Annotated in this window: 16 protein-coding genes and 1 rRNA gene; 8 read left to right on the top strand and 9 right to left on the bottom strand. The window is 40.7% G+C overall.

Annotated elements, in window-relative coordinates:
- Positions 1 to 253 precede the first annotated feature (253 nt).
- The 4 genes from tnpA to ettA form a co-directional block, all read right to left on the bottom strand.
- Positions 254 to 715: an IS200/IS605 family transposase gene (gene tnpA, locus KXD93_RS29355; RefSeq protein ID WP_258141127.1), complete on the bottom strand. Its 462-nt coding sequence runs from the start codon at positions 713 to 715 to the stop codon at positions 254 to 256.
- A gap of 93 nt (positions 716 to 808) precedes the next feature.
- Complete coding sequence (locus tag KXD93_RS29350; protein ID WP_258141126.1) at positions 809 to 1,375, bottom strand: hypothetical protein; 567 nt, start codon at positions 1,373 to 1,375, stop codon at positions 809 to 811.
- Between the two features lie 109 nt (positions 1,376 to 1,484).
- Positions 1,485 to 2,231, bottom strand: coding sequence for a hypothetical protein (locus tag KXD93_RS29345; protein ID WP_258141125.1), 747 nt, complete (start codon positions 2,229 to 2,231; stop codon positions 1,485 to 1,487).
- 49 nt (positions 2,232 to 2,280) lie between these two features.
- Positions 2,281 to 3,963 (bottom strand): energy-dependent translational throttle protein EttA, encoded by a 1,683-nt coding sequence (gene ettA, locus KXD93_RS29340; RefSeq protein WP_258141124.1) that lies wholly within the window; start codon positions 3,961 to 3,963, stop codon positions 2,281 to 2,283.
- Positions 3,964 to 4,852: 889 nt separating this feature from the next.
- Here ettA and KXD93_RS29335 point away from each other — a divergent pair.
- Positions 4,853 to 7,393 (top strand): ATP-dependent Clp protease ATP-binding subunit, encoded by a 2,541-nt coding sequence (locus KXD93_RS29335; protein ID WP_258141123.1) that lies wholly within the window; start codon positions 4,853 to 4,855, stop codon positions 7,391 to 7,393.
- A 336-nt stretch (positions 7,394 to 7,729) separates the two neighbouring features.
- Here KXD93_RS29335 and KXD93_RS29330 read toward each other — a convergent pair whose 3' ends face one another.
- Positions 7,730 to 8,752: an aldo/keto reductase gene (locus tag KXD93_RS29330; protein ID WP_258141122.1), complete on the bottom strand. Its 1,023-nt coding sequence runs from the start codon at positions 8,750 to 8,752 to the stop codon at positions 7,730 to 7,732.
- A gap of 152 nt (positions 8,753 to 8,904) precedes the next feature.
- On the opposite strand from KXD93_RS29330, the gene KXD93_RS29325 reads away from it, so the two are divergent.
- Both KXD93_RS29325 and KXD93_RS29320 read left to right on the top strand, forming a co-directional pair.
- Positions 8,905 to 9,231 carry a hypothetical protein gene (locus tag KXD93_RS29325; RefSeq protein ID WP_258141121.1) on the top strand — a complete coding sequence of 109 codons (327 nt, stop codon included), beginning with the start codon at positions 8,905 to 8,907 and terminating at the stop codon, positions 9,229 to 9,231.
- 35 nt (positions 9,232 to 9,266) lie between these two features.
- Entirely contained in the window at positions 9,267 to 10,925 is a 1,659-nt protein-coding gene (locus KXD93_RS29320; RefSeq protein ID WP_258141120.1) for a mechanosensitive ion channel family protein, read from the top strand.
- A gap of 51 nt (positions 10,926 to 10,976) precedes the next feature.
- On the opposite strand, the gene KXD93_RS29315 is transcribed toward KXD93_RS29320, so the two are convergent.
- Positions 10,977 to 11,957: an acyl-ACP desaturase gene (locus tag KXD93_RS29315; RefSeq protein WP_258141119.1), complete on the bottom strand. Its 981-nt coding sequence runs from the start codon at positions 11,955 to 11,957 to the stop codon at positions 10,977 to 10,979.
- A gap of 49 nt (positions 11,958 to 12,006) precedes the next feature.
- Complete coding sequence (locus KXD93_RS29310) at positions 12,007 to 13,134, bottom strand: glycoside hydrolase family 5 protein (RefSeq protein WP_258141118.1); 1,128 nt, start codon at positions 13,132 to 13,134, stop codon at positions 12,007 to 12,009.
- A gap of 114 nt (positions 13,135 to 13,248) precedes the next feature.
- Here KXD93_RS29310 and KXD93_RS29305 point away from each other — a divergent pair, with 114 nt between their 5' ends.
- The 5 genes from KXD93_RS29305 to KXD93_RS29285 all read left to right on the top strand — a co-directional run bounded on the left by KXD93_RS29305 (position 13,249) and on the right by KXD93_RS29285 (position 20,718).
- Positions 13,249 to 14,595 carry a sensor histidine kinase gene (locus KXD93_RS29305; RefSeq protein WP_258141117.1) on the top strand — a complete coding sequence of 449 codons (1,347 nt, stop codon included), beginning with the start codon at positions 13,249 to 13,251 and terminating at the stop codon, positions 14,593 to 14,595.
- A 12-nt stretch (positions 14,596 to 14,607) separates the two neighbouring features.
- Positions 14,608 to 16,689 (top strand): cellulose biosynthesis cyclic di-GMP-binding regulatory protein BcsB, encoded by a 2,082-nt coding sequence (locus KXD93_RS29300; protein ID WP_258141116.1) that lies wholly within the window; start codon positions 14,608 to 14,610, stop codon positions 16,687 to 16,689.
- Positions 16,690 to 16,784: 95 nt separating this feature from the next.
- On the top strand, positions 16,785 to 18,623 hold the full coding sequence (locus KXD93_RS29295; RefSeq protein ID WP_258141115.1) for a glycosyltransferase: 1,839 nt from the start codon (positions 16,785 to 16,787) through the stop codon (positions 18,621 to 18,623).
- On the top strand, positions 18,620 to 20,182 hold the full coding sequence (locus tag KXD93_RS29290) for a hypothetical protein (RefSeq protein ID WP_258141114.1): 1,563 nt from the start codon (positions 18,620 to 18,622) through the stop codon (positions 20,180 to 20,182). Before KXD93_RS29295 ends, KXD93_RS29290 begins: the two co-directional genes overlap by 4 nt.
- 152 nt (positions 20,183 to 20,334) lie before the next feature.
- Positions 20,335 to 20,718 carry a hypothetical protein gene (locus KXD93_RS29285; protein ID WP_258141113.1) on the top strand — a complete coding sequence of 128 codons (384 nt, stop codon included), beginning with the start codon at positions 20,335 to 20,337 and terminating at the stop codon, positions 20,716 to 20,718.
- Between the two features lie 188 nt (positions 20,719 to 20,906).
- On the opposite strand, the gene KXD93_RS29280 is transcribed toward KXD93_RS29285, so the two are convergent.
- Positions 20,907 to 21,083 carry a lmo0937 family membrane protein gene (locus KXD93_RS29280; RefSeq protein ID WP_258141112.1) on the bottom strand — a complete coding sequence of 59 codons (177 nt, stop codon included), beginning with the start codon at positions 21,081 to 21,083 and terminating at the stop codon, positions 20,907 to 20,909.
- A 193-nt stretch (positions 21,084 to 21,276) separates the two neighbouring features.
- Positions 21,277 to 21,355, bottom strand: a 5S ribosomal RNA gene (gene rrf / locus KXD93_RS30715); the annotation flags it as partial.

The following is a 21,355-nucleotide window of genomic DNA, read 5'->3' as shown; positions in this document are numbered from 1 at the left end:
TCGCTCCGTAGGTGCGAAACCTCTGCGACATGCACAACACGATGCTTTTGCTTCGGCAATTTAAATGTGATATACATCTCAATGCACTTCAAATTGCCAAACAATTTCAAATGGAGCCCAGCATTAATCGATCTCTATACAAAATTGCCACAACGTAAACGGCTCCATAGGAGCCAAATATTGGTAGAAAAAGAAGAAGTTTTTCGCGCTCCATAGGTGCGCAACCTATACGAAATGCAAAGTTGCCACGCACCTACTCCGGCAATTTAAAAATGTACCGTTCCTCATACGGAATTTCAAATTGTTTTAAAAATTGCTCATATTCCTCCAAAAACGTTTTATGACGATGATGTTCTTCCTGGTTTAACACGTACTCTGTTACCTTATTAACATGCGAGCGAGAATATGAAAATGCACCATACCCCTCCTGCCAACTAAAAACCGCCGGAGTAAATTGTTTGTCATTGATCCATTTTGTCGATTCGCTTTTTACAATCCGCATTAAATCTGATAACGACTGATTAGGTCTGAACCCAAAGAACATATGCAAATGATCGGGCATGTTGTTTATCGCCAGCATTTTATGCCCATAATTTTGCGTAATCCCGGTGATGTACTTTTGTAGTTGATCCTTCCATTCCGGTTGAATTAACGATTGCCGATATCTTACTGCTATTACGCATTGAATGTGAATTTGGGTGTAGGTATTCGCCATGATTCCTTGTTTGGGTTGTGCAATATAATACCCGCCGGCATAAAAACAAAAAGCCATTCCAGAGACAACTTTAAAGGTTTCATTAAGTCCGTGTTAGTCCGCCCCTCTAAAATTAAACACATAGGCAAATTTCAACCCGGCGACCGGGGAAACGCCATTTCCTGTCGATTCTATATTTATTACAGTGGTAAATAACGAAACCTCTATGGTGCTGTGCCTGTCGAGCATTAAATTAACGCCTCCCGCTACTGTGCCGCCTATGCCTACGGCAGCAATATCTTCGTTTCCACCACCCGCATAAAGCAAGGGGCCGGCTTTTACAAACACTAATTTATTGAAGCAATATTTACCCATTGCGCCCAGGTAAAACAGGTCGATATTTGAGATTCTTTTGTTATTTAAATTAGCTGGATCATAATAGATCCTGCCCTTAGAATTCAGCCTGTCATACCCAATATTTGGAACAATGGCCCACCTACTGCCTGAGATGGCAATATTACCAAATACCTGGAAGCCGCTTCCCCAATTATAATCATTGGAAAAAGGTTTATTTGGGCCATAGGCGAAGCCAATGCCACTACGGGCCTGGCTGAAAGATTGTACACTCAAAAATATTAGGGGGATAAATAGAAGTGTGCTTAGGTTGTGTTTGTACTTCATTATCAACCTAACGACAGAAAAGATGGTTTAGTTTTAATGAACATTAGATTTGAGAACTTTTAAAAAGCTGTCAAATCTAATACGGCTTTGCAATTAAAGTTGTGAATAATTATAAAGACAGCTTATAATCCAGAAAATGCACTTTATCCTCTGATGGTTTTAAATCAACTTTTAAAGAAATTTCGGTATTTTCCTTATCCCTTAGTACTATACCTAAAATATTTAAAACGTTATACCCGTTTAAAGTCTCGAATTTAAATCCATAAGGCCTGAACCCTTTAATATTGCCAAGTGATAATTCAATTTTTTGAATATTTCTCATAAGGTCACTTTTTGCCGCTGGGGTATACGAACCGTCACTCAATAACGATTTTAACACCTCAAACTTTTTATTCTTAATCAAGTCCACAACTTTATCCAATATGGTTAGTTTATGAGCAATAAGTTCCAACTTATCAATTGAATAGCTCGCCTCGAACTTACTCCCGCTCCTAAAAAGCAATACACTGTGTATTTCATCATAGTTTCGCTTCTCACCCTTTAGGCTCTTAAAAAACAGGTAAGCTATATTGGATGCTGCAACTTCCGGAACTCTCGAAAATTTATCTAACGATTCAGACTTGCTCAACTTCACCTCAAAATATTTGTTTTTGCCTTCGTCTGTCGAAAGGGAGGCACCAATTGAATATTCGCAGACCCCTCCATAGAAATTCAAGATATCTTTTACGCCTCTGTCCTCATTATCGCTTATAGTCACTAAATTCGATAATAAGCTGGTTTTTTGCTCGCCTGGATGTTTGTTTCCGCAGGAAAACAATAGCAAAACGAACAAAATTAATAAAGACAATATTTTCATTATGGAAGAGGTTTTCGTCTACAAATCTGCTTGATTAACCGTAACAACTCTACACAGTCAACTTCTTATACTTAATTCTTTTAGGTGCAACGTCCCCTAAACGTTTCTTGCGATTTTCTTCGTAATCCGAATAATTTCCTTCAAAAAAGTAAACCTGGCTATTACCTTCAAAAGCAAGGATGTGCGTACAGATCCTGTCTAAAAACCAACGGTCGTGACTGATCACTACCGCGCAGCCGCCAAAGTTTTCAAGGGCTTCCTCTAAAGCACGCAGTGTATTTACGTCGATATCATTCGTTGGCTCATCCAGCAATAAAACGTTCGAGCCTTTTTTCAGGGTAATGGAAAGATGTACCCTGTTGCGTTCTCCACCGGATAATACCCCAACCTTCTTCTGCTGATCGGCGCCATTAAAGTTAAAGCGCGAAACGTAGGCACGCGAGTTAAGCGGGCGGTTACCTACCATAATGGTTTCCAATCCGCCGGTTACGTTTTCCCAAACAGATTTGTTGGGATCAAGGTCGTCATGCAGCTGATCTACATAACCCAGGGCAACGGTTTCACCAACACGGAATGTGCCTGCGTCAGGTTGATCCTGCCCGGTAATTAAGCGGAACAGGGTAGTCTTACCCGCACCGTTGGGTCCGATAATTCCCACTATACCTGCGGGAGGCAAAGAGAAATTCAGGTTGTCAAATAACAATTTATCGCCATATGATTTACTTACACCATTTGCCTCGATCACTATATTTCCTAAACGCGGGCCGGGCGGAATAAACAGCTCCAGCTTCTCTTCCCTATCCTTTGTTTCCTCTGATGCTAATTTGTCATAGTTTGATAAACGTGCCTTTGACTTGGTGTGGCGCCCTTTCGGTCCCATCCTAACCCATTCCAGTTCGCGTTCCAATGCTTTCTGACGCTTGCTCTCGGTTTTATCTTCCTGGGCAAGGCGCTTAGCCTTTTGGTCGAGCCATGAAGAGTAATTGCCCTTCCATGGGATGCCCTCTCCCCTGTCGAGCTCCAGGATCCACCCGGCAACGTTATCCAAAAAGTAACGGTCGTGGGTTACGGCGATAACTGTTCCTTTATATTGCTTTAAATGCTGTTCAAGCCAATCAATGGATTCCGCATCTAAGTGGTTGGTAGGCTCATCCAGCAGTAAAACATCCGGCTCCTGCAATAGCAAACGGCACAAAGCCACACGGCGGCGCTCACCACCCGAAAGCACCGAGATCTTAGCATCCGGATCAGGACAGCGCAAGGCATCCATGGCACGCTCCAGCTTTACATCAAGCTCCCAGGCATTAACTGCATCTATTTTATCCTGCAGCTCACCCTGGCGGCTCATCAGCTTATCCATTTTATCGGCATCACTGTAATATTCCTCCAGGCCGAACTTTTCGTTGATCTCTTCGTACTCCTTTAATAAGGCTGTAGTTTCCGCCACGCCCTCTTCCACAACTTCCTTTACTGTTTTATTGGGATCAAGTTCGGGTTCCTGGCTCAGGTAGCCTACGGTATATCCCGGCGAAAAAACCACCTCGCCGATGTTTGTTTTATCTATGCCTGCTATGATTTTTAATAGCGATGACTTACCCGAACCGTTTAAACCGATAACGCCGATCTTGGCGCCGTAAAAAAACGACAGGTAAATGTTCTTTAAAACTGTTTTTTGCGGCGGGTACACCTTGCTTACCCCTGCCATTGAAAAAATTATCTTTTCGTCTGCCATGCCTTTTAATTGGTGAATTGGTGAATGAATGAATTAGTGATTGGATTAAGCACTTATTCAGGCGGCTAAATTAGGGAATTTTGATTAAGTTGATCGGGTTTATTTAGTTAGATTAAGTTGATCGGTGCAGTGTAAAACATGATTTGAATTTTGATTTCAAGTCGATAGCCTGAACATTATAAACTATGCCGGGAGGGGTTAACAGGGTTAACATAATTTCGAAATTAATTTTTGTAAAGTATTGATAATAAGATAAATAACCGCAATATCTTTTAAACAGGGGTTAACACACGAAAATATGCATTAAAATATATTTATCTGATTATCAATTATTTAATTTTTTGCCTTTTTGGTATTGTCACCAACAAATCGATAACATTCATAAGAAGAATAAGCCGCAGGCCTATTGTAAATACTTAAAAATTTTGCACACCCGGCTTGTTGATGACACCATCAACAAAGGCAGAGATTGGGCTAAATCAGTTCCATAAAATGGAATAAACATCACTCGTAGCCAACTTCTCCTAATCTCTAACCTCCAGTCTCTAATCACTAACCCCCATGCCTTAATGTCATAAAAAATATTTATTTACCTGACAATGTCACCTTATCACGCTGACATTCGTATATATAATTAAACTATTTGCATATAATTATATCAAAAACATATAAATGCACGTTTTTTTTATTAAATCTATTGTTTTTGTGGGTTTTATTTATAAAATTGCTAAACAAAATCCGGGTTTTATAAAAGGATTATCACGGCAATGTCTGCTTTGGTTATAACTCGAAAACTTGGCAATAATATTGTTGATATGTGTAAAACAACGCGTGCTGATTATTGAAACAAATTAATACATTAGGACGTTCATAAATCGGAAGGATATATATGGAAGCTAAATTTTCGCCACGGGTAAAAGACGTTATACAATATAGCAGAGAGGAGGCCTTGCGCCTGGGGCATGATTATATTGGTACTGAGCACCTTTTGTTGGGATTGATAAGAGATGGGGATGGTGTTGCAATTAAATTATTAAAAGAATTAACTGTTGATACTGCTAAATTAAGACGCTCTGTTGAGGACGCTGTAAAAGGAACAATCGGCACAAACGTACATATTGGCAGTATCCCACTAACTAAACAGGCAGAAAAGGTTTTGAAAATCACCTACCTGGAAGCCAAGATTTTCAAAAGCGATGTAATAGGAACTGAGCATTTGCTGCTTTCCATACTTCGCGACGAGGACAATATCGCATCACAAATTTTAATGCAGTTTAACGTGAATTACGAAATTTTTAAAAGCGAGGTAGAGTCGCATAAAAACGATGTAACCGACGAAATGCCCGGATCACCAACCGGAGGAGATGACGATTTTAAGGAAGAAGAGTCATTCAGTCAGCCTAAAAAAGTATCAGATATTAAATCAAAAACACCGGTACTTGATAACTTTGGCCGCGATTTAACCAAAGCTGCTGAGGACGGTAAATTAGATCCGATTGTCGGCCGTGAAAAGGAAATAGAAAGGGTATCGCAGATCCTTTCACGTCGTAAAAAGAATAACCCTATATTAATAGGTGAGCCTGGTGTTGGTAAATCTGCCATTGCCGAAGGTTTGGCCTTACGCATAGTTCAGCGCAAGGTATCGCGTGTTTTGTTTAACAAACGCGTAGTTACGCTTGATCTTGCTTCATTGGTTGCCGGCACAAAATACCGCGGACAGTTTGAGGAACGTATGAAGGCGGTAATGAACGAACTGGAAAAGTCACCAGACGTTATCCTGTTTATCGATGAGATCCACACCATAGTTGGTGCAGGCGGCGCTTCAGGCTCGCTTGATGCTTCGAATATGTTTAAACCGGCTTTGGCCCGTGGAGAGATCCAATGCATTGGCGCAACAACCTTAGACGAATACCGTCAGTATATTGAAAAGGATGGCGCTTTGGACCGTCGTTTCCAGAAGGTAATGGTTGAACCTGCTACCCCTGATGAAACTATCGAGATCCTTAACCGCATCAAAGAAAAATACGAAGAACACCATGGTGTTACTTACACACCGGAAGCTATAAACGCTTGTGTGAATTTAACAACAAGATACATTACCGATCGCTTTTTACCTGACAAGGCTATCGACGCTTTGGACGAATCAGGATCGCGCGTTCACTTAACTAATATCCATGTGCCTCAAAACATCCTGGATATCGAGTCGAAGATTGAGCTGATCAAGGTTGAAAAGAACAAGGTGGTTCGCAGCCAGAAATACGAAGAAGCGGCTAAGCTGCGTGATACTGAAAAGCACTTACTGGAAGAGTTGGAGCAGGCAAAGGCAATTTGGGAAGCTGAAACAAAATCAAAACGTTATACAGTAACCGAAGACAATGTAGCCGAAGTGGTTTCGATGATGACCGGCATCCCAGTTCAGCGTGTGGGCCAGGCCGACAGCCTTAAGCTGTTGAACATGGCAGACACTGTAGGCACCAAAATTATTGGCCAGGACGATGCTATTAAAAAGCTGACCCGCGCTATACAACGTACACGTGCAGGCTTAAAGGATCCTAAAAAGCCAATTGGCTCATTTATATTCCTGGGCCCTACCGGTGTTGGTAAAACTGAGCTTGCCAAAGAGCTTGCCCGTTTTATGTTTGATACCGAGGATGCGCTGATCCAGATTGACATGAGTGAGTACATGGAGAAATTCGCAGTATCTCGTTTGGTTGGAGCGCCTCCGGGCTACGTTGGTTACGAAGAAGGCGGACAGCTTACAGAAAAGGTACGCCGCAAGCCTTACGCTGTAGTGTTGCTTGACGAAATTGAAAAGGCACACCCGGATGTGTTTAATATATTGCTACAGGTATTGGATGAAGGCCAGTTAACCGACTCATTAGGTCGTAAGGTTGACTTCAGGAACACCATCATCATCATGACCTCGAACATTGGCGCACGCCAGTTGAAGGATTTTGGCCAGGGAGTTGGTTTCACCACCAATGCGAAATCTATACAGGCCGATTCACATTCTCGTGGTGTGATTGAAAACGCATTAAAACGCGCATTCGCTCCAGAGTTTTTGAACCGTATTGATGACGTGATCGTATTTAACTCACTGGGTAAAGACGAGATCTTCAAAATCATCGATATCGAGTTAGGATTCCTGTTCAACCGGGTAAACATATTAGGCTACAAGATTGAGCTTACTTTGGAAGCCAAGGAATTTATTGCTGAGAAGGGCTATGATTCACAATTTGGTGCACGTCCATTAAAACGGGCCATCCAGAAATATTTGGAAGATCCAATTGCCGAAGAAATCCTTAAGGGCGAACTTGCCGAAGGTGATACCATGGAAATTGGCTACGACAAGGAATCAGGCGAGATCAAAATCGTTGCCCGCAAAGGCGAAGGCGAAAACAAAAAGCCCGAAGAAGAAGAGCAGAAATAATTAGCTTTGCTGATATTTTAAAGCCCTGCTATGTGAAAACATAGCGGGGCTTTTTAGTTAAATTATCTTTTTGAGCAATCCGTCCTAATCGCTGCTTCACAACATTCCCCTCAAAGTTTAAGTAATAGGCATCAACAAACTACCAATAGTTAAATTCTGCGGGTTTTACGCAAAATATCTGCGGAAAACACCCGGTAAAATTGGGTGATAATACGGGAGAAACCTGTTCTGTTAAGTGTTACTTTTAGGATGTCCCTAGACCTAATCGCCTTGCGAGAAACGAGACCCTTGTTTGATTCAAACAAGGGTTTTTTTGTGGTATCGCACTATTATATTTTAGTTGCGTTTTTCGACCTTGTCGTAGAAACCGCCAAAGCTATTAACCCTAACAGCATCCTCCCTGAAAAAGTCGCCGGGGAAGCCCAATTGGATGGCACTTACTTCATCCAGTTTTTGCAAGTGTGCCGGACTTAATTCAACATCTATGGTTTTAAGGTTATCCTCCAGTTGGCTTAGTTTAGTAGCGCCAACAATCGGGATGGATGAGAAACCTTGCTGCATTGTCCATTTTAAAGCGACGTTACCCGGCGATACGCCAAGTTCATCAGCTATCTCTACAACAACCTTTGTAATAGCAGTACTTCTCTCATTACGGCGGTTGCTTTCCTCCTTAACACGGCCAGGTTCGCCGCGCAGGTATTTACCGGTTAATGCACCTCCTCCCAGTGGAGCCCATGGCGTAACCGTGATCCCGAAATGTTTAGCCATCGGGATGAGTTCGCGTTCCGGCGTGCGGGCGAGTAAGCTGTATTCAACCTGCAAGGCCACAAACTGACTCCAGCCCATTAGTTCGGCCAGCGTATTTCCTTTGGCAACAACCCAAGCCGGAGTATCGCTTATGGCAGCGTAGTTTATCTTGCCTTGCTTTATCAGGTCGTCCATTGCACGCATCACCTCATCAATGGGGGTAATATTATCCCAGATGTGCAGGTAAAACAAGTCGATAAAGTCTGTCTTCAAACGCTTCAGGCTTTCCTCAACACTGCGCATCATATTTTTACGGTTATTCCCGGATGCATTAGGGTTAGTCATGTTGTCCTTTAGCGTGTATTTAGTGGCCAGCACAAAATAGTCACGGTCATGATTGCTGATATACTCTCCTATTATCTTTTCACTGGTGCCCAGCTTATAAACATTGGCAGTATCTAAAAAATTTCCGCCGGCATTGGCAAAGGCATCCATTATAGCAAAGCTCGCTTCCTTATCTGCGCCCCACCCGGCTTCGGTACCAAAGCCCATGGTACCAAGGCAAAGTTCCGAAACTTTAAGGCCCGAACGACCCAATAATTTGTATTTCATAAGTATTGATTTAAAGCTTAAAGCAGAAAAACCACAGCTGAAAGCTCGTTTTTGTTTTGGATAAATTTATGTGAAAAAACTCACAAGGATAAGTCACACTGAAACAATATTACCATGTACTTGTAATTTATAGTAGATAATATACCTCTGCTATGAAAATCTTAAATATAAATACAAGTATAACAACCGATCAGTTGCTCAATTTACTTCAGCAAAAGCTTAATGCACTTTTTCAGCAACAAAAACAAAGCGACATCAATTTTACTATTGAAAATAAAGATGGTGCTGTTGAAATTTCGCAGCCTGAAATTTATGAAGGTGTTTTGTTTCACATTGAAATAAAAGGAACAGAACTTCACATCACCCGCTCGGAGCATTATGTTGACGACGTTAATTCGCTTACTCTTGAATCAATATTAAATGATCTTTTTTCAAAACTCGCCAGGGACGGTAAAGTTACACTGGTTTTAGAAGGATAACATTTTTTTGTAGCTTTAAACAGAAAAACCTGCTTATGCTACGTTATCCTAAACTTATTTTGCTTTTATTGTTGTTTGCGTTTACCGTAAAAGCACAAAAACCGGCACCCGGTTTGGGCGAGCCAGTAACTGTTAAACAGGATACCATTTTCAAACTTTATGCGAGCCAGGGTTTGTTCGATCCTAAAGAACGCGCCCAAATTGTAAGTAAACGCATCAGCGATATTATATCCCGCCTTGATTTTAATCCCGACTCGTTGATATTGAAAAACGATTCGGCTATTTCCACTATCAATTATAAGTCGCAGTTAATTATGGCGGTTAATAATGCTGATGCTAAATTCTCGGAATTAGACCGGCCGCAATTGGCTGCGAATTATCTCAACATCCTCAAAAAGCACTTAGGGAATGTATTCGAAAATGACAGCGCCAAGGATATCATTATTAGCGTACTCGAAGCAATTGCAGTTGTATTTGTATTGCTATTGTTAATATGGCTGGTAAACCGTGCATTTAGATGGATAAAATTAAAGGTGTTAAAAGCATGGGAAAGCCGAATCGTCAAGCTGGAGCAACAGGGCGCTCCAGTGAGTTATGCAAACAGGGTATTGCCATTGCTCACAAATTCACTGCGGGTGGTACGCCTGCTGGTTATCATACTATTGGTTTACCTGGCATTGCCTGTGGCATTTTTAATTTTCCCATGGACAAAGCCCATTGCTACTCAATTGCTTGGTTATGTGATTAACCCTGTTAAGAGCATATTACTAGGTATTCTACATTATATACCAAACCTATTAACCATAGCAGTAATTTACCTGGTTACCCGGTATATTGTTAAGCTGGTTAAGTTTATTGCAGGCGAGATTGAAAACGGCGCCATCACGATAAAAAGCTTTTATCCCGAATGGGCAAAACCTACCTATAACATTGTAAGAGTATTACTTTACGCATTTATGTTTGTGGCGATATTTCCCTATTTACCAGGATCCGATTCCAAAATATTCCAGGGCGTAACCGTTTTTTTGGGGATCCTTTTTTCGCTGGGCTCTTCTTCAGCAATCTCAAATATGGTGGCAGGATTGGTAATCACCTACATGCGCCCGTTTAAAATTGGCGACAGGGTTAAAGTAGGAGAAATCACCGGGGATGTGGTTGAAAAGAATTTGCTGATAACCCGTATCCGCACCATTAAGAACGAGGATATCACTGTTCCCAACTCAACTATTTTAGGCGGCGCAGTAACTAATTACACATCCTCCTCAAAGAATTTGGGTTTGATATTACACACCAGCATTACTATTGGCTACGATGCGCCATGGGAAACTATTCACCGGCTTTTAATAGATGCTGCCTTGGCTACCGAAGGCATATTGGCCGAACCCAAGCCATTTGTATTACAAACAGATTTGAATGATTTCAATGTGACTTACCAGTTAAATGCCTATACAAAGCTGTCGCATAAAATGGCGGTGATGTATTCAACGCTGCATCAACAGATCCAGGACAAATTTAATGAGGCGGGCGTAGAGATCATGTCGCCGCATTACACAGCGTTACGCGACGGAAATACCATACAGATCCCTGACGATTACAAGCCAAAGGACTACCAAAAACCAGGATTTAAAGTAGAGAAGGAAGGCGAAAGCTTAAAGGTTAAAGCTGAAAGGCAAAAATTAGCAAAAGGCAATTAAGAAATTTGAACTCAATCAACCACTCACTTAATCAACCCAATCAACTAAACCTTACCCATCTATCCAGGTAAATTTATAATCCAGCATCGGGTTTTTCATCCTATCAGCAACGCGCAATAAACGATTTGGAAGATTCATGATATAATCACGGGCTTTTTCGCCGGTCTCATTCAGGTCAACCATGCTTTCAATGTGCCAGTCTTCAATCAGTTCCTTTAAGATATCAACATAATCAACGGCTGTATATACGCCTAAACGTTGCGCGGCATCGGTAAAATGGCCAAAGGTTTGGCCGATCTTTAAACCAACTTCGCGTAAAAAGTGAGCTGGCATAACAATCTTTTTCCGCATCATATCCTCAAAGGCCATCATCGCCTCGTTGGGGTCAACTTCAAAGATCTTTTCAATAAAATATTTATAAGCTTTCGCATGGCGGGCTTCGTCGCTTGCTATCACACCGCACATTTTGGACAACAAGGTATCACCTTGCTTTTTTGCCTGCGAGGCAACCCGGCGGTGCGAAACATTTGTAGCCAGTTCCTGGAATGAAGTGTAGATAAAATTGCGGTAGGGATCGTGACCTGTGCCAATATCAAACCCATCAGAAATTAAATACTGGGTAGAGATCTCCATCATCCGCATGTTAACACGGCCCGACAGATAGAGATATTTGTTTAGCAGATCACCGTGACGATTTTCCTCGCCGGTCCAGTGACGTGTCCACTGCATCCAGCCACCCTCCTCGCCGTCTGACACCCCCTCAACCATGGTTAACCACGACTCATAAGTGGGTAGTGCCTCCTCGGTAATGGTGTCGCCTACCAAAACGGCTATCAGGTCGTATGATAGTCCCTGCGCGCTTTCACGCAGTTCCTTGATTTCACTGAAGAAGGTATCACGTGACGAATCAGGCAAAAAATCTGAGGGTTGCCATATCGTATCGATGGGCTTCAGGTATTCATCCTTTTTTTCAAGCATGAATTTTTCGATGTGCGTCATCACCTCGCGCCGCTTTTCTTCAAAAAATCTCATAACAAATATATAGGGTGCAAAGTTAGCGATTTATAACTACAAAAATTCATCATTTTTTCATGTTAAACCCTATAGCATCCTTCATACATTCGGGAAGGTTGTTAATGGATGGTTCACCGGTAAACATAGAAAAATTACCGTTGTAGTCCCAAATCATTCCGGGAATGTTCAACGCCTTTAACGTTTGGCGCACTGTTTTTATATACCTGCAACGGCTGTCGATATCAGCGTATTTATTATAAACGCCGTATTCGCCGCAAAGTATCGGCACATAATATTTGTCCGACCAATTTTTTACTATCTGCAGCTTATCTCTTACAGATTGCTCGTTTCCATCAAGGTGATACTTGTTATAATTCTTCTCGCCATCAGTGTTTTTCGCTTTGGGGTTGATGACCGGGAATTTTTCGGGATTGTATGGAAAAGGCACCCCGATGGTTGATTCCTGATCGCCAATCCACTCCGCTCCCTGGTGGGTAAACAAAAAAGGTTCATAAAAATGAAATGTATATACAACATTTTCGTCTGCCAGCCGTACAAATCGACTCAATTCATAGATGCTGTTATAATTAGATGCTCCTATGATCAGAGTTCGTTCTTTATCAATCTTGCGAATAGCGGTGGTAATGTTGAAGGCAACGTCCTTCCAGGTTTGAGGGTTCATGTGCGGCGGCTCATTATAAAGTTCAAAAAAAAGTTCATCATGGTTAACATGGATGTATCTTTTGGCGAGTTTTGTCCACAGTTCAATCAGTTTTGAAGTTTCAGAATTATAGTTGGTATCGTCCAAATTCCCACTGTGATAATCTATTATAACTTTAAAGCCGTATAATCCACACTGTTTAACAAAATTATCAATGTGGGAAAATAATTGCTCAACCGGAATATTTTGGGATTGAAAGTAGGAGAACGCCACAGGTAGCCTCAGGCTTTTAAACCCAAGTTTCTTTAAAAGTTCAAAATCAGTGACTTTTAGGGGGTTTTTAGCTAAAATATCCTTGTTCCATGTTTGTTCGAACCAGGATATAGTGATACCATTGTCAAGGCTTTTTGCCCGTTTAAAAGCAACTAAGCGGGAATTTGGGGTGCTTGGATTGCTTTTTGCTATATGAGCTGGCACGGCGATAGATAATATAAGTATAAATATGTTTTTTATAAAGCTGGCACGAATGTTCATAGGATGTTTATATGTGCAAAACATGTGCACTAACGTTTTAAATATTTTGATTTACTTTATACGAATTAAATTTATAGATAACAAAAATCTTATCATAATTTAAGAAACCTAATAATGTTTGTCCAATTAACTAAAGAAGAACTATCAAAAGAAATCACAAAGAGGGCCTGGTATCAGACCAATAATATCATATGGATGATATTATTTGTTTATCCCCTGTTCAGCATTGTTGATTTCATATTTGCTAATAATATCTGGCTGCAGTTCTTTATAGTTCGCATCATTACCGATCTTATAATACTTGGATTGTACAGTTTGTTTCAACGTAAGAACTTTAATTACAGGACATTATTGCATATATCGCTATTATTAATATCCATTACATCGGCGGTGTTATGCAATATAGCTGATATTAACAATCTGAACATTTATTATTTATTATACGGAGCGGTTTTCCTTTTCTTTAACTTAATGGTATTTTGGGAACCCCTCAATTCTGTTCTCGAAGCGTTGATCGCATTAGTATTACTGGCTATATTTTTCGATCTGTTAAGCCAATATTCCCTTGACATTGTAATAGCAAATGGCGGCGGCTTGTTTTTCGTTATCGCTTTAATTTCATGCCTTGTACCCGGCGCACGTTATAAGGTTATTGATCGCGACATCCGTTCGCAGCTGTTAATTGCAAGGTCGAACGAGCAACTTAAGGATCAAAACCGGGATATTGTTGAAAAAAACAGCATTATTGATACCCAATATGAGCAATTGCGTAAGCTGGACAGCCAGAAAAACAACTTTATAAATATTGCCGGGCATGATCTTAAAAACCTCACGGGTTCAATTATCATGAGTAACAATATGTTGAAAGACGAGGAATACCGCTTAAGCGCCGACCAGGTCGAGCTTATTGGGTATATTTCCGAATCGGCCAATAAAATGCAATACATGCTGAATAAGCTGATGGACGTGAAGGAAATCGAATCGCCCGAAATGAAATTTAAACTGGAAGTTTTTGATATTAACGCCGAAGTTCGGCATGTATACAAAGGTTTAACAGAAACCGCCCAAATGAAAAACATCCACCTGGTTGACAACATTATGACGTCGCCATTGAATGTTAATCTCGACCGGGTATTTACCGGCCAGGTGTTTCAAAACCTGCTATCAAACGCCATTAAATTCTCCCAGACAAATAATAGCATCAGGGTGGTTACCAGCCTTGAGCGCCAGAAATTTATTTTCGAGATAATAGACGAAGGTATTCCGATCGGCCAGGAGGAACTCTCCAACATGTTCAACAAGCTGAACGCTTTGAGCGACGCGCATGAGCATACAGAAAACCGCCTTGGATTAGGCCTTTCGATAGCAAAACTTATGACCCAGGAAATGGGTGGCGAATTATCGTATCGCAGCGACGATAACGGGAACTATTTTAAAGTTGAATTTTACGTAATAAATTAATATTGACAACCAATGAACAAATTTTTTACCTTATTAGCCCTTGTATTTCTTTTAAGTAAGGCATCATTGGCCCAGAGTGTTGTGTCCTTCAAGTCATTAGGGCATAACGATGACGCCATTTATGGAATGAGTGGCGCGAGTTCTTTTTACGTTAAGATTTCGCCTTTGGTGGAAATGAACGGAAGTAAGTTAGTGTTATATTTTGAGCCCTCACAAGCTCTGTTAAAAGATCACTCTTTTATCAATATAATCATTAATGACAAACCTGTTTACAGTTCACGACTGGGAGCGGATTCCGTACAAAAGGTTACTATTAACCTAAGCCGGGAAAATCTTTCGAGCGATAAGTTCCTGAAGATCCAGGTTAAAACGTTGCTAACCATTAGCGACGACATTTGTAAGGACCTTGACAACCCGGCCATGTGGCTTAAGGTAAAGGATTATTCTTACCTGTCATTGGTTAAAAACACCAAAACCGGCTTGAATGACGTAAACATCAGTAATTGCTTCGACTCAAAACGAGCTGTTGTTTATCCGTCAGACCCAAGCCTGCACGATTTAAAAGCTGTTGCATGGGCCTATGCAAGGCTTAAAAAAGCAACCAACAAAAAAATAATGGTTTATGAAGCTGGCTCAGTGCCTGATAGCATCAAAAACTATATCCAGGTAGGTAATTTATCAGCTTTGCCTGAAGATAAACGTTCATTGATAAAAGTATCTCCTCAATCAAATGAGGGCATATTCTATCTGTCGAAGTCAATATCAACTGCTACCGATACCATTACCCAAATGGTGAACGAAAAGGGCAAAATGGTAGCACATAAATCAGTTTCTACTGAGTCAGTTCCTTCAGAAATATTATTTGTAAGCGGCGGCGATGATGCCGGCTATGAAAAAGCTATCACAGCTTTGGGTAACATCAATATATTAAATTCAACATTTGGCGATTACCTTTTAATTGATGCTGCTCAAAACACATACTTTAAAAACACCGATGAGAATCGCTCAAAACTATCATTGAAACAAGTTGGCGGATCAAGCGACTTCCTTTCGGGGATTGGCTCTTTGAAAAGTGCTTATACCTTTAAAAATAGCGACTTTAACTTTACACCAAAGGAAGTTGAGATCAGGTTCATTGGTAACTACAGTGGCTTAAGCCCTGGCGACAGAGGTTATTTCAACATTTACCTTAATGGTTTGCTTATCAGCAGTGAAAAGCTTGATGCATCAGGTAAATTAAATACTTCAGTAACTATCAACCGTTACCAGCACCATAAATACAATACGCTTGAGGCTGAATTCAGGTTCTTCCCAACCAATGGCTTGTGTAAAAACAGCTTCATCAACTTCTTTGGCGAGGTTGACGTCGACAAATCGTACCTTGAATCAAAGAACCCGTTCATTTCAAACGATCTTAGCTTCTATCAATATCCTGAAGCATTTAACACCGGTACTACACGTATAGTTGTATCAAAGGATTATGCTAAATATGCAGCTGGCGCAATAGGTGAAATTATTTACGAATTGAACAACAACATCAACGCAAATAACTTCCCTGAGTTCTCATATTCAACCGAGATCCCTGCAGGTGACCTTAAGAAATACAATATCATAGCACTGTTAAGCAAAGAGGATCCGCTCTTAAACCAGTTCCCTGATGCCCCTATCAAGTTCAACCAGAACTTCAGGCTGTATAACACTGAGAACAATAAGGTGGTGTACTCATTGTCAGATACCACCTCAAATGGCCTTGCACAGATCTTCTATGGCCGCAGTAATAATGCAACGTTGGTGCTTACAGCAACCGGTTCGCACATATCCGATGCGTTCCTTGCAGCTTCAAGGTCAATTACAGAACAACTTTCAACGCTTTCAAGTAACGTTTGTGTAACTGATGTTAACTCAAACAAATACCTGTTCAACATTAACAAAACCAGCGAAAACCTGGAATATGTTGATACTAAGAGCGTAATAACCCAGTTCTGGGAAAAATATAACCTGTATATACTACTGGGTATATTAGTATTGATACTGCTATCATTCCTATTTGTTCGTTCAAGAGTTCAAAGATCACAGGAATTATATAACGACTAATTTAGTCAGCACCAATTGATTATATGAGTAACCTTAGCCTGTAAAAGGGTAAGGTTACTTAATAAATTGTTTTAACACTTTACTTAAAAATAAGTATGTCAATTCCTGAACTTTTGGTTAATGATGGCTTTATATCTTGGCAAGATCGGGAAAAGATTAATGATTTATCGGCCAAAACCGGCCAATCATTCATTAAAATAGCTTTAAGCTTCGGTTATATTTCCCGCAAAAACTACGACCGGTCGTTATCAAACGCTGGTTATGTTTTTCGCGAAATACGAGAGCTTGCCTATGATCCCGAGGTTATCGCCAAAACAGAATTGAAGTTTGCCGATCAGCACTTAGCCTTACCGCTACGAATTGAAAATGGCAAGGTGATAACGGTAATGGCCGACCCATCAAACCAGCTGTTTATTGACTTTATAAGATTTACCTACGATTGCGAACCCGAAATAATACTGGCATCAGATCTTGACGTTACCTGGTTAAGCCACAAGCTTGCCGGCGATAAATATGTTAAATCTGCAGTATTTGAGCTTTTGAACCGCGACCCGGCAAGTTCAGCATTTATAACCTTTTCAACAGGTCAGTTAGCATTCCTGTTTATCTTATTGGGCCTTGTAACTATTGGGCTGGTAGTTAGCTTTAAAAATACTTCTATCATCATCAATATCCTTATCAGTACCTTCTTCCTGGTAGCCATCCTGTTTAAACTGTTTTTGGCGCTAACCGGTTCACGGTTTGAGCTGCACCAGGCTGTTACAAGAGAGGACCTGAGGGAGCTTAAGGAAGATGAACTACCAATATATACTATATTATTACCTGTTTATAAAGAAGATAAGCTGATTAAGAAATTGATCTGGAACTTGCAGGCGCTTGATTATCCACGCGAAAAGCTCGACATTAAATTGCTGATCGAGGAGGATGACGATAAAACATTAAACGCCGTTCGTAACCTTGATTTCCCCGCAATTTTTGAGGTAGTAGTAGTTCCTTTTCACATGCCCAAAACCAAGCCCAAAGCTTGTAACTATGGGCTTCACTTTGCACGTGGAAAATATCTTACCATTTATGATGCGGAAGATATCCCTGATACCGACCAATTGAAAAAAGTGGTGTCGATGTTCGGTAAATTGCCGTCAAACTATATCTGTATCCAGAGCGCTTTAAACTACTTCAACCGTAATGAAAACTTCCTTACCCGGATGTTTACGCTCGAATACTCTTACTGGTTTGATTATATGTTGCCCGGCCTTGATACGCTGGATATCCCTATCCCATTGGGAGGTACAAGTAATCACTTTAAACTGGATAGCCTGGTTGAGCTTGGCGCCTGGGATCCATTCAACGTAACCGAGGATGCAGATTTGGGCCTGCGGGCTTATGCAAAGGGTTACAAGATTGCGGTGGTAAACTCTACCACCTACGAAGAGGCAAATAACGAGCCCATCAACTGGATCCGTCAGCGCTCAAGGTGGATTAAAGGCTATATGCAAACCTACCTGGTACACATGCGTAACCCCGTTGCGTTATGGAGAAAATTAGGCTGGAAAGGTTTCCTTGGATTTAACTTCTTTATTGGGGCAACCCCGCTTACCTTCCTCGTATACCCTTTCCTGTTGGCTATTTTTATCAGTTACCTTGTGTTTGACCTTTCAACCATCCGTACGTTATTTCCCGACTGGATCCTGTTCATGTCGATATTTAACCTGATGGTAGGAAACATCCTGATGATCTATATCAACATGATGGCCGTGTTTAAAAGGCGTTATTACGAGCTTATCCTTTTTTCAATTGCCAACCCGGTTTACTGGTTAATGCACTCAATTTCAGCTTTTAAAGGTCTATATCAATTAATTGTAAAGCCATTTTACTGGGAAAAAACAGAACACGGGCTTAGTAAGGTTAACAGTCCAACAAATATTGTTAAATGAGAAATCAATCCAAATATCTGTTACTTATCACCATACTACTGGCGATCTACTACCTGGTATGTGGTATATACTTAAACCACCTGGGTTATTTCAGCCAGGAGGCGATGTTCTATGTCGAAAAATCTAAGATTGTTGTCGATGGCCTTGGCAACAGACTAAAGGTAATGGGCTTGACCGCACCAATTATACCTTTTTATACATCATTCCTGTTTTCCTTCTCGAAATATACGGCCATGATCGCGCCTATAATAGCGTCATCCCTATGCACCGCGATTTTGTTCTTTATGATTGGCAGTGCTTTGTTAAAAAGAGCTAAGGATGATTTTTATCTGCTGGTGCTATTAATTATTTTCCTGTTCCACCCCGGTATATTATATGCGGCGTGTTCAGGCAAATCAATTGCGTTGGTGCTGGTTTTCTTTTTCATGTTCTTTTTCAACCTGCTTAAGTTTTACCGGTCAAACACAACATTTCACGTATCCATAGCAAGTATCAGCCTTGTGCTGCTCATATTCTGCGATTATAAGTTTATCTGGCTTACTTTATTCTTTATTCCGCTGGTATTATCCATCACGGTAAAAAGTTTGAACCTGGGTGAACAGGAGTCCATTTTCCGCTTGTTCATCAGCTTTAATAATCCATCGCTGCGTCGTAAGCTCATCAATAAAACGTTCGCGCTTTATATTATCCTGTTTGTGTTGCCCCTGGCATGTATCATTTGCTATAAGCTCCTTAACTTAACGCACGCACAGGATTTGAACTACTTTAGCGAAAGCCCATATGCAACGTGGACGGTATTGGCAGATAAATTGAGCTTTGACCAATTGTCTACAAGTACGGTTTACCAGATCCCGGAAACCTCTATATTAATTTCGGCCAGGATCCTGCTATTTTGCCCGCTTATACTGGTTGCCATTTACATGTTTAGAAATAGCACCTATCAGATCCTAACGCTTTTAACCCCCTTTGCATTTGTCGAGTTCCTGCACATAAAATACGAAAAGGTGTTCCTGGTGAATGAATATTATATGATATTCCTGGTGTTGGCGCTACTTTGTATTTTCTATAAGGCCCAAACAATAAAAAACCAAACATTGTTAAAAACGATTGTTGGTTTATTAACGCTTGTGCAGTTGTACACCGGTTATATTTTCCTAAAAAATTCATCGATAACCGAAGAGCGCAACTTTATTACGGTTTTACTTAACCGCACTCCGGACACGCATCAGGATCAAAACCGCGAACTGGCTGATTATATCAATCACTTGCCCGATGGTTCACATGTATTGGTTGATGATGCCATTGCATTCCCAATCGTTACTTTTTCTAAGGATATCCGCAAATTAACGTTACCATACCAGGGCGCGTACTTAAGTGCTATTGAATCCCCGGACAAATATGATGACTATGTATTGCTGGCTACTCCTAAAAATGAGGTTACAGGCTTTACACAATTAAATGATAAGTATGTCCCTGTGGTGAAGAAAGCCAATAGTGCATTGAAGCTGCACAGGGTTTATGAAACAGACGATTGGATCCTTTATAAGGTATTCGATTAAGTTTGACGCCTAATTACGATACGATGATCCCGATGCTTACAGCACCGGGATTTTTCATTTAACGACATTCCCATTGCTTACCCCTAACCGGCTTTGTTAAACCTTTGGTTGCCGGTCAAGTCAAATTTCAAAACGTATTTAAAATTCGATTTATGAAAAAATTAATTTTGATGCTATGCCTGCTTGCAGGATTTAGCGGTATGGCCAATGCACAGCTTACAAACAAATCACCGGAGCAGCGAGCAGCGCATAGAACAAAGGCATTACAGAAAAAACTTAACCTTAGCCAGGAACAGGCTACAACAGTACAAGCAGCGTTCCTTACGCAGGCTACCCGTATGGATAGCTTAAAAAACAGCCCGGCTACTGATAAAAAGTCAAAGCAACTTGCTGCCAGAAGTATAATGCTGAATACAAAAAAGAAAATAGTTGCTGTTTTAAATGACGAGCAGAAACAAAAATTTGTGGCCTGGGAAAAAGCGCGCAAAGAAAGGCAAAAGGGAAAACAAATGCGTAAGGATACCCAGGAAGGATAAAAACATCTATTCATATTATCAACTTTCAAAAGTTGATAATATGTACTCATCAAAGAAGGTTTGTCAACCTGGGGTTAACAAACCTTCTTTCTTACATGACATAATTTAGAGTAAACGTATGAAGGATATTAAAACGCAAAAAGCCTCGTCCGGATGAACTAAGGCTTTACTGCAAGCAGTATCTTATGTTAATACCAGCGGCCTCTTTCTGATCTGCCACCACCGTTAAACACATTTAATAATAATAGGACGACAGCTATTACAATTATTATATGTATAGCGTCCCCGCCAACATGAAAGGCAAAGCCCCCGAGTAGCCAGCTGATCACCAGGATAACTACGATAATATAAATTAAACTTCTCATTATAATTGAACCTCAGCGAGTTGCAATTGTTTCATTTATTGAAATTAAACATCAAGGGTTAATATCTGGTTAGAAATTAGTTGAACAGATGAGAGTTTGGTAACGCTCGAAACATGCGTCGCTATTTCAGGGGATGGAAAATGGTATAAAAACAAGAAACCCCTAGTTCGCTAGAACTAAGGGTCTTGATAAGATTTGGCACCGACCTACTCTCCCACATTTTACTGCAGTACCATCGGCTCTGGCGGGCTTAACTTCTCTGTTCGGAATGG

Source organism: Mucilaginibacter phenanthrenivorans (assembly GCF_024721155.1).
GTDB classification, from domain to species: Bacteria; Bacteroidota; Bacteroidia; order Sphingobacteriales; family Sphingobacteriaceae; genus Mucilaginibacter; species Mucilaginibacter phenanthrenivorans.
Note: the sequence above shows the minus strand (reverse complement) of the source record. Positions and strands in the feature narration are given on the sequence as shown.

What these genes read in the sequence shown, in the direction of transcription:
- KXD93_RS29320 (WP_258141120.1), top strand. Translation starts at nt 9,267, where the DNA reads ATGCTACGTTATCCTAAACTTATTTTGCTTTTATTGTTGTTTGCGTTT.
- KXD93_RS29330 (WP_258141122.1), bottom strand. Translation starts at nt 8,752, where the DNA reads ATGAAATACAAATTATTGGGTCGTTCGGGCCTTAAAGTTTCGGAACTT.
- KXD93_RS29325 (WP_258141121.1), top strand. Translation starts at nt 8,905, where the DNA reads ATGAAAATCTTAAATATAAATACAAGTATAACAACCGATCAGTTGCTC.
- KXD93_RS29300 (WP_258141116.1), top strand. Translation starts at nt 14,608, where the DNA reads ATGAACAAATTTTTTACCTTATTAGCCCTTGTATTTCTTTTAAGTAAG.
- KXD93_RS29335 (WP_258141123.1), top strand. Translation starts at nt 4,853, where the DNA reads ATGGAAGCTAAATTTTCGCCACGGGTAAAAGACGTTATACAATATAGC.
- KXD93_RS29350 (WP_258141126.1), bottom strand. Translation starts at nt 1,375, where the DNA reads ATGAAGTACAAACACAACCTAAGCACACTTCTATTTATCCCCCTAATA.
- KXD93_RS29290 (WP_258141114.1), top strand. Translation starts at nt 18,620, where the DNA reads ATGAGAAATCAATCCAAATATCTGTTACTTATCACCATACTACTGGCG.
- KXD93_RS29310 (WP_258141118.1), bottom strand. Translation starts at nt 13,134, where the DNA reads ATGAACATTCGTGCCAGCTTTATAAAAAACATATTTATACTTATATTA.
- KXD93_RS29305 (WP_258141117.1), top strand. Translation starts at nt 13,249, where the DNA reads ATGTTTGTCCAATTAACTAAAGAAGAACTATCAAAAGAAATCACAAAG.
- ettA (WP_258141124.1), bottom strand. Translation starts at nt 3,963, where the DNA reads ATGGCAGACGAAAAGATAATTTTTTCAATGGCAGGGGTAAGCAAGGTG.
- KXD93_RS29345 (WP_258141125.1), bottom strand. Translation starts at nt 2,231, where the DNA reads ATGAAAATATTGTCTTTATTAATTTTGTTCGTTTTGCTATTGTTTTCC.
- KXD93_RS29295 (WP_258141115.1), top strand. Translation starts at nt 16,785, where the DNA reads ATGTCAATTCCTGAACTTTTGGTTAATGATGGCTTTATATCTTGGCAA.
- tnpA (WP_258141127.1), bottom strand. Translation starts at nt 715, where the DNA reads ATGGCGAATACCTACACCCAAATTCACATTCAATGCGTAATAGCAGTA.
- KXD93_RS29315 (WP_258141119.1), bottom strand. Translation starts at nt 11,957, where the DNA reads ATGAGATTTTTTGAAGAAAAGCGGCGCGAGGTGATGACGCACATCGAA.
- KXD93_RS29285 (WP_258141113.1), top strand. Translation starts at nt 20,335, where the DNA reads ATGAAAAAATTAATTTTGATGCTATGCCTGCTTGCAGGATTTAGCGGT.
- KXD93_RS29280 (WP_258141112.1), bottom strand. Translation starts at nt 21,083, where the DNA reads ATGAGAAGTTTAATTTATATTATCGTAGTTATCCTGGTGATCAGCTGG.